At 66.5% G+C, this 13,911-nt stretch carries 16 protein-coding genes and 1 pseudogene; 9 read left to right on the top strand and 8 right to left on the bottom strand.

Annotation, left to right across the window (positions count from 1 at the left end):
- The first annotated feature begins 66 nt into the window (after positions 1-66).
- From J2751_RS07485 to J2751_RS07475, 3 genes are all read left to right on the top strand, one after another.
- Positions 67-249, top strand: a complete 183-nt coding sequence (locus J2751_RS07485; protein WP_209484718.1) for a hypothetical protein — start codon at positions 67-69, stop codon at positions 247-249.
- Positions 250-319: 70 nt separating this feature from the next.
- Positions 320-889 carry a hypoxanthine/guanine phosphoribosyltransferase gene (gene hpt / locus J2751_RS07480; protein WP_209484716.1) on the top strand — a complete coding sequence of 190 codons (570 nt, stop codon included), beginning with the start codon at positions 320-322 and terminating at the stop codon, positions 887-889.
- A gap of 71 nt (positions 890-960) precedes the next feature.
- Positions 961-1,638: a type 1 glutamine amidotransferase domain-containing protein gene (locus J2751_RS07475; RefSeq protein WP_209484714.1), complete on the top strand. Its 678-nt coding sequence runs from the start codon at positions 961-963 to the stop codon at positions 1,636-1,638.
- A gap of 26 nt (positions 1,639-1,664) precedes the next feature.
- Here the strand turns inward: J2751_RS07475 and J2751_RS07470 are convergent, their stop codons facing one another.
- Positions 1,665-1,943 carry a transcriptional regulator gene (locus J2751_RS07470; protein WP_209484712.1) on the bottom strand — a complete coding sequence of 93 codons (279 nt, stop codon included), beginning with the start codon at positions 1,941-1,943 and terminating at the stop codon, positions 1,665-1,667.
- 96 nt (positions 1,944-2,039) lie between these two features.
- Here J2751_RS07470 and J2751_RS07465 point away from each other — a divergent pair, with 96 nt between their 5' ends.
- The gene (locus J2751_RS07465) at positions 2,040-3,014 is read left to right on the top strand and encodes a sugar phosphate nucleotidyltransferase (protein ID WP_209484710.1); all 975 of its coding nucleotides are present in this window, start codon (positions 2,040-2,042) and stop codon (positions 3,012-3,014) included.
- 83 nt (positions 3,015-3,097) lie between these two features.
- Here the strand turns inward: J2751_RS07465 and J2751_RS07460 are convergent.
- From J2751_RS07460 to J2751_RS07445, 4 genes and pseudogenes are all read right to left on the bottom strand, one after another.
- A pseudogene (locus tag J2751_RS07460) lies at positions 3,098-3,292 on the bottom strand (hypothetical protein); the annotation flags it as partial.
- A gap of 101 nt (positions 3,293-3,393) precedes the next feature.
- Positions 3,394-5,406 carry an o-succinylbenzoate--CoA ligase gene (gene menE / locus J2751_RS07455; RefSeq protein ID WP_209484708.1) on the bottom strand — a complete coding sequence of 671 codons (2,013 nt, stop codon included), beginning with the start codon at positions 5,404-5,406 and terminating at the stop codon, positions 3,394-3,396.
- A gap of 33 nt (positions 5,407-5,439) precedes the next feature.
- Complete coding sequence (locus J2751_RS07450) at positions 5,440-5,874, bottom strand: universal stress protein (RefSeq protein WP_209484706.1); 435 nt, start codon at positions 5,872-5,874, stop codon at positions 5,440-5,442.
- A 50-nt stretch (positions 5,875-5,924) separates the two neighbouring features.
- On the bottom strand, positions 5,925-6,878 hold the full coding sequence (locus J2751_RS07445) for a transcription initiation factor IIB (protein ID WP_209484704.1): 954 nt from the start codon (positions 6,876-6,878) through the stop codon (positions 5,925-5,927).
- Positions 6,879-7,133: 255 nt separating this feature from the next.
- Here J2751_RS07445 and J2751_RS07440 point away from each other — a divergent pair, with 255 nt between their 5' ends.
- On the top strand, positions 7,134-7,529 hold the full coding sequence (locus J2751_RS07440; RefSeq protein WP_209484702.1) for a hypothetical protein: 396 nt from the start codon (positions 7,134-7,136) through the stop codon (positions 7,527-7,529).
- A gap of 4 nt (positions 7,530-7,533) precedes the next feature.
- Positions 7,534-8,157, top strand: coding sequence for an METTL5 family protein (locus J2751_RS07435; RefSeq protein ID WP_209484700.1), 624 nt, complete (start codon positions 7,534-7,536; stop codon positions 8,155-8,157).
- A 1-nt stretch (position 8,158) separates the two neighbouring features.
- Here the strand turns inward: J2751_RS07435 and J2751_RS07430 are convergent, their stop codons facing one another.
- The 3 genes from J2751_RS07430 to J2751_RS07420 all read right to left on the bottom strand — a co-directional run bounded on the left by J2751_RS07430 (position 8,159) and on the right by J2751_RS07420 (position 10,529).
- Positions 8,159-9,862 (bottom strand): rhomboid family intramembrane serine protease, encoded by a 1,704-nt coding sequence (locus J2751_RS07430; RefSeq protein ID WP_209484698.1) that lies wholly within the window; start codon positions 9,860-9,862, stop codon positions 8,159-8,161.
- A gap of 50 nt (positions 9,863-9,912) precedes the next feature.
- On the bottom strand, positions 9,913-10,191 hold the full coding sequence (locus tag J2751_RS07425) for a UPF0058 family protein (protein WP_209484696.1): 279 nt from the start codon (positions 10,189-10,191) through the stop codon (positions 9,913-9,915).
- A 122-nt stretch (positions 10,192-10,313) separates the two neighbouring features.
- Complete coding sequence (locus J2751_RS07420; RefSeq protein ID WP_209484694.1) at positions 10,314-10,529, bottom strand: ribbon-helix-helix domain-containing protein; 216 nt, start codon at positions 10,527-10,529, stop codon at positions 10,314-10,316.
- A 190-nt stretch (positions 10,530-10,719) separates the two neighbouring features.
- Here J2751_RS07420 and J2751_RS07415 point away from each other — a divergent pair, with 190 nt between their 5' ends.
- From J2751_RS07415 to J2751_RS07405, 3 genes are all read left to right on the top strand, one after another.
- Positions 10,720-11,397, top strand: a complete 678-nt coding sequence (locus J2751_RS07415; protein ID WP_209484692.1) for a sulfite oxidase-like oxidoreductase — start codon at positions 10,720-10,722, stop codon at positions 11,395-11,397.
- 82 nt (positions 11,398-11,479) lie between these two features.
- The gene (locus tag J2751_RS07410; RefSeq protein ID WP_209484690.1) at positions 11,480-12,895 is read left to right on the top strand and encodes an isochorismate synthase; all 1,416 of its coding nucleotides are present in this window, start codon (positions 11,480-11,482) and stop codon (positions 12,893-12,895) included.
- A gap of 86 nt (positions 12,896-12,981) precedes the next feature.
- Positions 12,982-13,908, top strand: a complete 927-nt coding sequence (locus tag J2751_RS07405) for a DUF4349 domain-containing protein (RefSeq protein WP_209484687.1) — start codon at positions 12,982-12,984, stop codon at positions 13,906-13,908.
- Positions 13,909-13,911 lie beyond the last annotated feature (3 nt).

The raw sequence follows: 13,911 nt of genomic DNA, 5'->3' as shown, positions 1-13,911 counted from the left end.
GGGCGTCGCATTTGGTCGCGTCCGCGTCTGTCGAACGGGTTTCACGCCACCGGGTGAGCGTCCCGTATGGGGACGGAGACGCTCCGACTCGACGTCGGCGACCGCGACGTGGCAACGGTCACCGCCGACGGACCCAAACGCCTCAACGCCCTAGCCGCCGACACCCTCGGAGCGATCGCGGACGCGCTGGCGGAGGCCGCCGAAGCCGGCGTCGTCGGCGAAGTGGTGCCCACCGCCGAGTTCGAGTGACGGATCCGTACCGCGCCCGTTCGCAGCCGACAACCGCCACGCTTTATTAATCCGCCCGAGTACCGGCGACATGGATCAGTTGCGGCAGTCGCTCCTCGACGCCCCGATTATCGAAAAAGGCGAGTATCAGTACTTCGTTCACCCGATCAGCGACGGCGTTCCGATGCTCGAACCGGAGCTACTCCGGGAGATCGTCATCAGGATCATCCGGAAGGCAGAGTTGGAGAACGTCGACAAGATCGTCACCCCCGCCGCAATGGGGATCCACATCTCGACCGCGCTCTCGCTGATGACCGACATTCCCCTCGTCGTCATCCGCAAGCGCCAGTACGGGCTCGACGGCGAGGTCCCGCTGTTCCAAGAGACCGGCTACTCCGAGTCCGAGATGTACATCAACGACGTCGAGGAGGGCGATCGCGTGCTCGTCCTGGACGACGTGCTCTCGACGGGCGGCACGATGAAGGCGATCCTGGACGCGCTCACGAACGAGGTCGGCGCGGAGGTTGTCGATGTCGTCGCCGTGATCAAGAAGGCGGGCGACAACGAACTCGATGACACGGATTACGACGTGAAGACGCTCATCAACGTGACCGTCGAGGACGGCGAGGTCGTGATCGTCGACGCCCACGGCGACGGATAAACCTCGCGCCCGGCCTCGACGCTGCCGGACGCGGGCCCCCTTTGAGTCGTGGTCGTGAACATCGGGTACACATGAGCAGCGCGCTGTTCGTCGTAAGCGAGGAAGGGTACTGGGCCGAGGAGTGTATCGAGCCGCTGACGACGCTTGAATCCGCCGGCGTCGACGTGACGGTCGCGACGCCGTCGGGCTCGCCGCCGGTTGTCGACGAGGGATCGCTCGACCCGGAGGCCGCGGGCGGTGAAGACCGAGCCGCGGAGCTCCGCGAGATTGACGAGACGCATCCAGCGCTCAACGATCCGGAACCGATCTCGACGGTCGAGGCCGACAGCTACGACGCCGTCGTCTTCCCCGGCGGGCACGGGACCGTCTGGGACGTGAATCAGGACCGGCACGCGCGCCAACTGCTGCTCAACGCCGTCGCGGGCGAGGAGGGAGTCGCGCTCGTCGTCTGTCACGCGGTTGGAATCTTAGCGTTCACCCGGGAGGCTGACGGAACACCGCTCGTGGAGGGGCGCTCCGTAACCGGCTTCCCGAACGCGTGGGAGGAGGGGGTCGTCGACGACAACGACCGACTGGACGACGGCCGGAAGCTCCCGTACTGGGTGGAAGACGAGGTGAAGCTAGCCGGTGCCGACTGGGACGCCGAGCTCGACGCCGACACGAGCGTCACGGTCGACGGCGACCTCATCACGGCCCGCGGACCGGAGTCGTCCGCCGACGCAGCGTCGACGCTGCTGGACGCCTTATAAACAATCGAGACTGGGGCCGCCAGCGACTACCGGATCACGAACGCCGGCTCCTCGATGCGCTCGGACTTACACTTCGGGCAGCGCGACGGCTCGTTGACCGGGTCGTCGAAGCCGTCAAAATCGCAGTCGCGGCACGCCGGCGGAGAGACGAGGAACTCCTCGTCGTCGCCGACGGACCGAGAAACGTGTTCGAGATGGGTGTAGACGGTCGGCGTCGGCAACGCGAGATCGCCGGCAATCTCGCTCGCGGTCGCGGGTGACTCCCGGAGGACCTCGGCGATCCGCTGACGGGTCGTCGATTCCATACCCCACGTCTCGTCACGAGAGAATAAAACACCAGTGGCGTTTCTGCCCATGACACGGGCACAAGAGGTATGACGGCGGGGTGTGACGGGGTGAGTATGAAAGCAGTTGTACTCGCGGGAGGGTATGCGACGCGAATGTGGCCGATCACGCGGAACCGACCGAAGATGTTTCTCCCGGTCGGAGAACGGACCGTCATCGACGAGATATTCGCCGACTTGGAGGACGACGACCGCGTCGACGAGGTGTTCGTTTCGACGAACGAGCGGTTCGCCGACACGTTCGACGACTACATCGCCGAGAGCCCGTTCGAGAAACCGACGCTCTCGGTCGAAGAGACCGTCGAAGAGGACGAGAAGTTCGGTGTCGTCGGCGCGCTCGCCCAGCTCGTCGAGCGCGAGGGCGTCGACGACGACCTGCTCGTCGTCGCCGGCGACAACATGATCAGCTTCGATCTAGCGGAGTTCACCGACTTCTTCGAGGAGAAGGGGACGCCGACGCTCGCCGCGTACGACGTCGGATCGAAGGAGCGAGCGAGGTCGTACGGGCTCGTGAGCCTCGACGGCGACCGAGTCGTCGACTTCCAAGAGAAGCCGGACGACCCGAAGAGCACGCTCGTCTCCATCGCCTGCTACGCGTTCCCCGCGGAGACGCTTCCGGACCTCGAAACGTATCTCGCAGACGGCGAGAACCCGGACGAACCCGGCTGGTTCATCCAGTGGCTCCAGTCGCGCCAGCCCGTCCACGCGTTCACCTTCGACGGCGCGTGGTTCGACATCGGGACCGCCGAGAGCTACCTCGACGCCGTCGAGTACGCGCTGGAGGGCGGTTCCCTCGTCGATGACGGGGCGTCGGTCGAGAACACCGAGGTCGGCGACGTCGTCCACGTCATGGACGGCGCGGAGGTAACCGACTCCACGCTCGATCGCTCCGTGGTGTTCCCGAACGCGACGATCACCGACTGTAGCGTTCGAAACTCCGTGATCGACGAGGAGGCGACGCTCGAAGACTTGGACCTCTCGGGCGCGCTGGTCGGGAGCTACACGTCCATCACGACCGGCAGCGAGTTCTAGGGGTCGTCCCTCTCCGCGGTCGGTTCCCCGTGCGTTTCCACCGGTTCCTCGTGCGTGTCCGTCGGTTCCTCGTCCGTTTTCGTCGCTTCCGCGTGGACGTGGTGATAGCAGTCAAGCGCGGCGTCGCCCTCGTCGCTCTCGACCGGTTGGAAACACACCCGACTGTATCGGTCGTTGTCGAGGAGGTTGACGACGAACCCGCCCGCGTGGCGGGAAACGGACTCGTAGCCGTCGCCACAGGCGGGACAGGCGTCGGGCGGGTCGTCAGGGACGTACATCGTGGGTGGACCGGCGGAGCACGCCCCTCCTACGGGACCCGGTGGTAAAACCGGTTCGGCGATAATCGCCCGTTCTCTGTGTCGGAGCGGAACGGTCGTGATCACTGGGTCCCGGAGTCGGCCGCGGACGCGTCGTCCACGGAGTCGCCGTCGCGGTCGTCGTCAGTCGACGTCGGATCACTCTCCGTCGGCGTCGGATCACTCTCCGTCGGCGTCGGATCACTCTCCGTCGACGTCGGATCGGCTTCCTCGCCGTCCAGTACCTCCGCCGTGAGGTCGGTTCGTGGCCCGATCGACTCCGTTTCGTCGGGGCCGTTCGCGGCGTCCGCCGTGCCGGTTCCGCCCGCTCTTGCCGGTCCGTCGCCCGCCGACTCGTCTCCCGCCGGTTCGACGTCGTCTCCACCGGCTTCCGTTCGACTCGTGGGCTTCGGATCGGCGGGCTCGAATCCGGCAGCGCCGAACCCGTCACGCGGCTCGTACCCCGTCTCGACGAGGCGTTCACGGACGACATCGCGGTCTATCGTTCCCGAAACGGTTCGGGGGAGCTCGTCCGTGTAGGCGATCGTTCGGGGTATCTTGAACCTCGCCAGACGGTCCCTGACGAACGACATGAGTTCCACGTCGTCGATGGCGTCGCCGGGGGTCGTTACCTCGGCTGACGCGGGTGCTTCCTCCGTTTCGTTTCCGGGGTTCACGCCTCCTTCGGGTTTCGCGTCGTCTCCGGATACCCCCTCCTCCGTAGCGGGCAGTTCGTCGGCGGGATCTGGTTCGGTCTCGGCCGAGAGTTCGGCCCCGTCCACCGCCACGAGCGCTGCCACGCGCTCACCCCACACCTCGTCGTCGAGGCCGACGACGGCGACATCGTCGACGCCGGGATACGCGCGGAGCACGTCGGAGACCTCGCCGGGTTCGACGTTCTCGCCACCGGAGATGATCCGGTCGTCGAGCCGGTTGAGAACGTAGAGGTACCCCTCCTCGTCGATCCGACCGATATCGCCGGTGTGGAGTCCGTAGGGACCGAACGCCGCCGTCGGGTCGTCCACCCCCATGTATCCGGGCGTGATCGTCGGGCCGTCGACGACTATCTCTCCCGTCTCGCCCGCCGGAACCGGAGCGCCGTCCTCGTCGACGACGGTCACGTCCGTCCCGAACAGCGGTCGACCGACGGTGTCTGTCCGCTTTTTCGTCGCTCGCGGCGTCGCGGTCGCGACCTGTGAGGCCGCCTCGGTCATCCCGTAGGTCGGATAGACGGGGATCGAGTAGTCACGGCAGCGCTCGATCAGTTCGTCCGGGGCGGGCGCACCGCCGAGCAACACCACCCGGAGTGAGTCGGAGAGGGTGCCGCGCCTGTCGAGCATTCGGGTGAGCATCGTCGGGACGAGCGAGACTCCGGTCACGTCGTACCTGTTGATGTCGTCGGCGGTTCCACCCGGGTCGAACCCCTCGCGGAGGACGACGGTCGTCCCGTAGAGCGCGGACCGATACACCGGCGCGAGCCCGCCCATGTGGTGGAGCGCGAGCGAGACCAGCCACCGATCGTCGGGGTCGATCCCGAGCCGGAACGCGGAGGCGACCGCCGACGAGTAGACGTTGCCGGCGGTCAACGGGACCGGTTTCGGCTCACCGGTGGTGCCGGAGGTAAACAGGATACAGAGCCGGTCGTCGAACGACCACTCCGCCGGTTCGACCGGTTCCGGCTCCACATCGTGAACGGCTTCGACCGCGTCGGCTGCCGGCTCGTCCACCGAGCACACCGGGACATCATCGACGGCCGCGAGCGCGTCCGACTCGGTTGACTCCGAACAGATGACCGCCGAGAGGTCCGCGCGATCGACCCGTTCACCGAGTTCGCGCGGGGTGAGCCGCTCGCCCAGCGGGACGAACGTCGCGCCGATCCGCATCGCGGCGTGGATCAGTCCGACGGTTCCGACGTACGGCGGCGTGAGAACGCCCACTCGATCGCCCGGACCGATCCCGTGGGCCACGAGTCGACCGGCGGTCTCGGCGACGAGTCGGTCGAGATCCGAGTACGACCACGCCTCTCCGTCCTCCGCGCGAACCAGTGCGACGTCGTCCGGCGAGGAGACGACGCGGTGGGAGAGCCAGTCCCGCACGGTTACACCCCCGTCGCCGACGACGGTCGATGGTCACTCATCCGTCGGCTGGCGAACGGTGAGTACGGGGACGTCCGCGGTTCTGACGACGCGTTCGGTGACGCTTCCGAGCAGATACCGGTCGAGCCCCTTCCGACCGTGTGTGCCCATCACGATCATGTCGATCCCGTTCTCGGCGACGTAGTCGCGGATAGACTGATAGGCGGTCCCGGTCGTCACCGTCGTGGTAGTGTCGATCCCGGCGTCCGCGGCCGCGTCAGCGACTCGCTGGGTGGCCGTTTCACCCTCCGACCGGAGCGCCTCGACGACGATCTCCGAGCCGGCTTCCAGCGTCGAGTAGGCCGCCCCGTCGACCACGTAGAGTGCGTGGAGACGAGCACCGTACTGCGCCGCGAGGTCGATCGCGTGTTCGATCGCGGCGTCCGACGCGGGACTCCCGTCGGTCGGAACGAGGATCTCGTCGTACATATCGATCGGCGATACGCCCGGCATCGGTTAAAAACCCGATCCCGACGACGTCAGCGAAAGCCCATCGCTTCGATCTGCTCCTGATACCGGTTGCGGATGGTGACTTCGGTCACCTGTGCGACATCGGCGACCTCGCGTTGGGTCTTCTTCTCGTTACAGAGCAGTGAGGCGGCGTAGATCGCGGCGGCGGCGAACCCCGTCGGCGACTTCCCCGAGAGCAGTCCCTGTTCGGCGGAGACGTCGATTATTTCGGTCGCCTTCGACTGAACCTCCTCGCTCAATTCGAGGGAGGAGGCGAACCTGGGAACGAACTGTTTCGGATCGACCGGCTTGAGCTCCAAGCCGAGTTCCTGAGAGATGTAGCGATACGTGCGACCGATCTCCTTCTGCGGGACCCGTGAGACCTCCGCGACCTCGTCGAGCGATCGGGGGATTCCCTCCTGTCGGCAGGCGGCGTACAGGGCGGCGGTGGAGACGCCCTCGATTGATCGTCCGCGGATCAGGTCCTCGGAGAGCGCGCGTCGGTAGATCACGGAGGCGACCTCGCGGACCGAGCGGGGGACGCCCAGCGCGCTCGCCATTCGGTCGATCTCCGAGAGCGCGAACTGGAGGTTCCGCTCGCCCGCGTCCTTCGTCCGGATCCGCTCCTGCCACTTGCGCAGCCGGTGCATCTGTGAGCGCTTCTCGGAGGAGAGTGACCGACCGTAAGCGTCCTTGTCCTTCCAGTCGATCGTCGTCGTTAGCCCCTTGTCGTGCATCGTCTCCGTGATCGGTGCGCCGACGCGGGACTTCGACTGCCGCTCGGAGTGGTTGAACGCGCGCCACTCCGGTCCGCGATCGATCGTCCGTTCGTCCAACACGAGGCCACAGTCCTCACAAACCAGTTCCTGATCCGCGTCGGTGACTATCTCGTCCGACCCACACTCCGGACACTCGACCGCGTTCTCGTCCGATTCCCGCTCAGTGTCTCGCTCCTGCTGACGCTGTCTGCTCGGACGTTCCATTATAAGATTTCTGGTCATAGGTGTATTTAAACCTTGGCGTGAATGTACGAATTCGGATAGGACACAGGAAACCGACGGATCGGCGTGAAACCGTTGTATACCCTTGGAAGCAGGCTTTGAGCGGATCGTGATGGCGAGCGGTTCGGTCCGGATCGACTCGGCCGACTGCCGCAGATCGACCGGACTCGTTCCGTCAGATGATATTACTATCAAGCATTTATAAAACCTTTTGTATAACCCTAAACTATGACTGGTATGAGCACGACGAAGCCGGCTGGAATCGATGCGGCGCTGGACGGCTGTCGTCCGGCGGAGATCGACCCCATCGTGATCGACGCCGACGACCTCGAAAGCACCGCTCCTGAACGGCTCCGAGACCTGAAGTCCGGTCTCGCCGCCCGGGGATATCATCCGGCGACGCTGGCGGTCGACGCCTGTTTCGCCGACGACTGCTCGCTCGCGACCCAGGAGGAAGCCGATCGGCTCAGAGAGCTCGTTCGCACTGCCGCCTTCCTCGGAGCCGGCCGTATCGAGATCAGCGTCGGCGAGGTCGCCGACCCCGAGACGGTCGAACCGACGCTCGCCGCGCTCGCCGAGCGCGCCCGACGCGAGGGCGTCGAACTCGTCCGAACCGACGACGCGGCCGCCTGAGGCGATGGCGACGAAGCGCTCGCTCGCGACCAAGCTGGGCGTCGTCGTCGGGTTCGAGAACCCGCAAGCGGCGCTCGAACAGTACCCGACGCCGCCGGATCTCGCGGCCCACGTCGTTCATCTCGCGGATCTCCACGGGGACGTCGACGGACGGACCGTCCTCGATCTGGGTGCCGGAACGGGGATGTTCGCGCTCGCCGCCGCCCTCCGCGGCCCCGCTCGCGTGGTCGGACTCGAACTCGACCGCGACGCGGTGCTAACCGCGACCGAGAACGAGCGGCGCGTCGCCGCGAGCGCGCCGATTCACTGGATACAGGGGGACGCGACCCGTCCACCGGTGGCGTTCCCGGACCCGGTCACGGTCGTGATGAACCCCCCGTTCGGCGCGCAGGACGGCAACCGAAACGCCGACCGCGCCTTCCTCGCGACCGCGAGCGAGATCGCGTCGGTGTCCTACTCCGTCCACAACGCCGGGAGTCGGGAGTTCGTGGAGTCGTTCGCTGCCGACAACGGCGGGACAGTGACGCACGCCTTCGCGGCCGACTTCGCCGTCGATGCGCAGTTCGACCACCACACTGCCGACTCCCGCGACGTCGACGTCGAGGTCTACAGGATCGAGTGGTCGTAGCCTACTGGCGTCCCTCGTAGCGTTCTTGGTTCGCGACTCGTACCCGCGAGTCGCCGCGCTCGGCGTAGATCCGGCGGTCCTCCCGGACGAACGCCACTCCCTGCAGCGTCACCGACTCGTCAGAGCCGGGGATCGCCGCGGTCTCCGTGCTGCCGTCGTGCTCAACACGGAGCTCGAAGCCCCCCTCGACGGCCGCGACGGCGACGGTCCGTCCGTCGAGCCGCGGCTCGGCGTCGACCGGATCGCTCACGAACAGCGTCGACCGAGTGCCGTCGTGGACGCCGTCGACGCGGTAGGTCGGTCCGCCGCCGGCAGCGACCCAGCCGCTCCGCTGTACCTGAACGGTCTCACGCCACCCCGTTCCGCCCACGTCGACGCTCCGATAGCCCCAGAACGCGAGGTTCCCGCGCGAGACGGCCGTGGTCCAGATCTGTCTGTCCGGGTTCGACACGATCACCCCCGAGGTCCGCACCGATGTGGAGCGGCCGAACGCCTCCACGTCGACGACGCTCACCATTCGGTCCTCGACGTTCTCCGCATAGGTCACCTGATACCCCTCGACCTCGATCGGGTCACCGGGTGCGTCGCCCTCGTCGACCGTGACGAGGTTGGGGAGAACTCCCGGCCCGGCAACGACCGCCAGCGCACAGACCAGCAGCAACAGACCGACCGCAGCTGGCGTTGCCGACGCGACGCTCCCGCGGAGGGTCTCGGGATCCGGGACGGCGGCGGCCGGCCGGAACGGCTCCTCGCGGCCCGCGACCGCGGCCGCGACGATCAGTGCGAGGAGGACGAGCAGCGCGAGTCCGATCGCCCGGTACAGCTCGTACTGGTCGTTCCCGAGATACCAGTACACGGCCCAGAGACGACGTGACGCGCCGAACAGCAGCACCGCGCCGAAGACGACGATGGCGGTGGTGTGTGGCGTCGTATCGTCGCCCGTCCGCCGCCGACGAACGAGCAACACCGCGACGAGGATCCCAGCGAGCAGCCCGAGGGCGTGGCCTTGGACGGCGATGTTCGCCCAACTCGGCGCGCCGTAGGAAGCGCTCGCCTCCGCAAACTCGATCGGGCTCCGGATCGTCGAGTGAACGACGCTCACGAGCGTCGACCCCGTCAGCGCGGCGATCGTTCCGATCGGGTAGTGAACGAGCGCGAACCCCCAGAGCGCGAAGACGACGCCCGAAAAGCCGATCACGGGGCCAAGTGCGAACAGCGAGGAGACGAGACCGAACGTCAGAATCGCGCCAGGGACGATGAGGAACGCCCGGACGTACGGGTTCGTTCGGAGCGATCGGAACGACGATTCGCCGCGTGTTCGTGGATAGTGGCCATAGGCGTACTCCGCGAGCGTGCCCGCGACGAGCGTCGAAAGGAGGTTCCCGGTGATGTGACTACGGCTCGAATGGGCGAACCCGGACCAGAGGACGCCCTCGGGATAGAAGTACGACCACGCGCGAAACGGGATCACGACCGGTCGATCGGGGTTTTCGAGGCCGCCCTGAACGAGGAGGTACACGACGACGACGAACGCGACGGCGACGAGCGTTCCCCACGGGACGCCGAACAGGAACCGCGACCGGAGCCGTCGCCCCCACGAGCCGGACGGGCGGTCGAGTTTATAAATAGCGGCGACCGAGGCGAGCACGAGCGCTCCGACGAGCGCTAGATGGGCCGTATCGGACGAGAGCGCTCCGACGACCATACGGTACACAGCGACCGGTCACATATCAATTCGCGGGTCAGCGGAGCCCGTCAGATCTTGTTCTCGGCGTCCTTCGCCAGCTCCTCCATCCGCTTGCCGACGCGGCCGGCGGGAGAGAACTCGTCCTCGCTCATTGCGTTTGCGAGGGCGTTGCCGAGCACGAAGACGGCGTGTTTGTGCTCGCTTTTGGATTTGTGAACGTGTGAGGGGTCGACGTCGAGTTCGTCGTACGGATCAAACAGCGAGCCGTCGACGGTTTCCTGGCTCCGGAAGTGCTCCATGATTGTGACCATCTGTTCGTGTAGCTCGAGTAGCTCGTCCTTGTGCATAACGGTGAATACGGGCCCTAGCCGGTTTAAACGTTGTTGAGGGTGACACGCACGGATCGATCGCTATCGGCGGTGGACGCGAGCCGCCGGCACGAACCGACGAGGGGTTCCCGTAAGCCGACTTAAAAGACGTACTCGTCCTCGTGGCCCATCATCCCCTCGTCCTCGAATCCGCCGGAGTCCTCGTCGTCCATCGGTCCGCTCGTTTTATATGCCTTGATTCCGGTCGAAAGCAGTTCCTCGACCGCCTCCTCGCGATTGAGGAACTCGCCCTTCTCTACCATCTGTGTTATTTGCATTTCCAGGTGTTCCGGTACGGTTATCTCCACTCGTGGCATTTGCTGTGCGGGTCTAATCGGATGCCGCATATAAATGTAGCGTCGGAGATCAGCGAAAAGCGAACTGAGAATGCCGATACAAAAAATAATTCTTCTATATAAACACGCATGATTGTTTGTTTCTAAACGTCTCGTCGGGTGGTCTACCGGAGAACGGTAAGGATACGTTCCTCCGGATCGAACGTAGCGTATGACCGAGACCGGAACCGACGCGGTCGGCGAGGACGCCACCGGCGGGAAGTCGGGCGAGGACGCCACCGGCGCTGACGGCTCCGCCGTCGAGGACCTCACCGATCTCTACGAGGCGTACGGCGACGACCGCCTTCCCCCGGGACAGCGAGAAACCGACCGATTCCCCGTACTCTCGAAGAGCGGAACGCCCTCGTGGGACCCCGACAACGAGCGGTTCGAGGCGTGGGGAGCGGTCGAGAACCCGCTCTCGCTTTCGCTTGCGGAGGTTCGCGCGCTTCCCTCGGTCACGCAGCGGCAGGACTTCCACTGTGTGACCGGGTGGAGCAAACTCGACTGTGCGTTCACCGGCGTCGAGTTCGCGGAGATAGTCGAGCGCGCGGCAGTCCGCGACAACGCCGAACACGTCCTCTTTCACGCGCTCGACGGCTACACCACCAACCTCCCCCTAGAGGACTGTCTCCACGACGGCGTCATGTTCGCGTACGGCTACGACGGCGACGACCTCCCGGCTGACCACGGCGGCCCGATCCGTGTCGTCACTCCACATAAGTACGCATATAAGGGCGCGAAGTGGGTCTCCGGCGTCGAGTTCCTCACGGAGCGCGAACTGGGGTACTGGGAGAAACGCGGCTACAGCGACACGGCGAACCCGTGGAACGAGGAGCGGTACAGCTGAGAACGCGGCGGGCCGGAACCGACATGACGAACGGCCCGCGAAGTTGACACCCTTAAGAGGCCCCGGGCCCGATCGCTTTTCAATGGACTCGGCGCGATCGACGTCGTCCGCGACGCTCGTCAGCCGCACGACGGCGATCGACGATCCGCCGTTCGCGGCGGCGTTCGACGCGCTCCCGTCGCCGCGGACAACGTGGAGCGCCCCCGACGACGCCCTCGTGATCGGCGGCGGGTCGGCCGCGACGCTGACGGCGAGCGGTCCCGATCGGTTCGCCGCGATCCGCACGGCGGCGGAGGAGCTGTTCTCCTCCGGAGACGTCCACGCCGGCACCGAGGCCGCTCGCCCGCGCGTGTTCGGGGGGTTCGCCTTTCATGAAGGGGCGTGTGCCGGCGACCCGTGGTCCTCGTTTCCCGAGGCGCGGTTCGTGTTACCGAGCGTCCAGATCACCGTCGCGGACAACGGCTCGTGGCTCACGGTGACCGCCGTCGGCGACGACGCGTCGGCGGTGACCGTCGAGGACCGACTCGAACGAGAGCGGAAGCGTCTCGCTGAACTCGGAGACGACCGTCCTGAGGAGGGGGATCGGTCGCCACAGCCGTCACGACCGTCACGGCCGGGGATCCGCGAGCAACGTCGGACCACGAGCCGCGAGGCGTGGCGCGGGAGCGTCTCCGCGGCGATCGACCGGATCCGCGGCGGCAACTTGCGAAAGGTGGTGTTGGCACAGGCGCTGGAGGCCGACCTCGAAGCCGACTTCCCGCGTGCGGCCACGATAGAGCGGCTGGCGGCGAAGTACCCCGACTGTCACCGCTACTGTTTCGAGCCCGACGACGGGTCGAGCGTCTTCTTCGGCGCGACTCCGGAACGGCTGGTCTCGTTGCGCGGGCGGACCGTCGAAACGGACGCGCTCGCGGGGACGACCGGACGCGGCGAGACGCCCGCGGAGGACGAGTGGCTCGCCGAGGAGCTGCTCGACGACGAGAAGAACGTCCACGAACACGAGCTCGTCGCCGAGACGGTTCGCGAGCAGTTGGAGCCGTACGCGGCGTCGGTGTCGGCAGGAGCACGGCGCGTCCGGCGGCTCGCCACCGTCCAACACCTCCATACGCCGATCACCGCGGAGCTGAACGCGGACAGACACGTCCTCGAACTGGTCGAGGCGCTCCATCCGACGCCGGCGGTCGGTGGACTCCCGCCCGAGCGCGCGCTCGAAACGATCCACGAGACGGAGCCGTTCGACCGCGGCTGGTACGCGGCGCCCGTCGGCTGGATCGACGCCGCCGGCAACGGCGCGTTCGCGGTCGCGATCCGCTCGGCGGTCGCGAGCAGGCGGCGGGCAACCCTGTTCGCGGGCGTGGGGATCGTCGCCGACTCGGACCCCGACCGGGAGTGGGACGAGATACAGCTCAAGTACCGGCCGATCCTCGACGAACTCGAAACCGAAACGCGGACCGACGGGGCCGGCACGGACGAGACGGGACGAGACGACGGGAAGTGAACCGATCGAAGCGTCCCGAGTCGAGGGACAAACGACCGTTTGTTCCTTAGGTCCGTTTACGTGCTACCGGGCCGTTTCCGCCGCGTATGGACACCAAACGACTACTCATCGTCGTTGCGCTGGCGTCGATGGTCGCCCTCGCAGGCTGTGCCGGCCTCGGCGACGGCGACGATGGCGCACCGGGAGACGTCGAGACGACCGGGGGTATCGAAGACGATGTCGCGGCCGACGACGAACTCGACTCGGGAGTCGGCGACGAGTCGAACCTCGAAGCGAGCTTCACGGCGGCGGGTGCGGACGAGGGCGAGCGGGCTGCGCTCGCGGCCGAGCGACAGCTGATACGAACCGGCGAGCTTCGCGTGACAGTCGAGGAGTTCGCCGACGCCGACGAGGAGGCTCGCGAGATCGTCGAGTCGTACGACGGGTTCGTGAGCGAGGGCGCACGCGAGACGCGCGAGCGCAACGAACGGGAGTACGTCTCCGGCGAGCTCGTCTTGCGGGTTCCGAGCGACGAGTTCGACGCCGCGATGGCCGACCTCGAAGCGCTCGGTGAGGTGGAGCGTTCCGCGACCGAAAGCGAGGACGTCGGCGAGCAGCTCGCCGACTTGGAGGCGAGACTCGAGAACCGCGAAGCGGAGCGCGACCGGCTTCGTACCCTCTACGAGGAGGCGAACACCACGGAGGACGTGCTCGCGGTCCAGTCCGAACTCGCCGACGTCCAGTCGGAAGTCGAGCGACTGGACACGCAACTCGACTCGCTCGAAGAGCGTGTCGCGCTGGCAACGATCCACGTCGAGCTCTCCGAGGAGCCGCCGGAAACAGAGCCCGAAGCGTGGTACGAAACCGGCGTCTCGTCGGCCTTTCTCGAATCCGTAAGCGGCGTCGGGACCGCGCTGCGAGCCGCGGTTGTCGGTGCCGCGTACGCCGCACCGTACCTCCTCACGGTCGGAGTCCCGCTCGCACTCGTCGGGATCGTCATTGCTCGGCGGGTCGACCTCCGGTCGGTCTCGTGAGAG

It is taken from the genome of Halorubrum alkaliphilum (assembly GCF_017873815.1).
GTDB classification, from domain to species: Archaea; Halobacteriota; Halobacteria; order Halobacteriales; family Haloferacaceae; genus Halorubrum; species Halorubrum alkaliphilum.
This window is presented reverse-complemented; position numbering and strand designations above follow the sequence as displayed.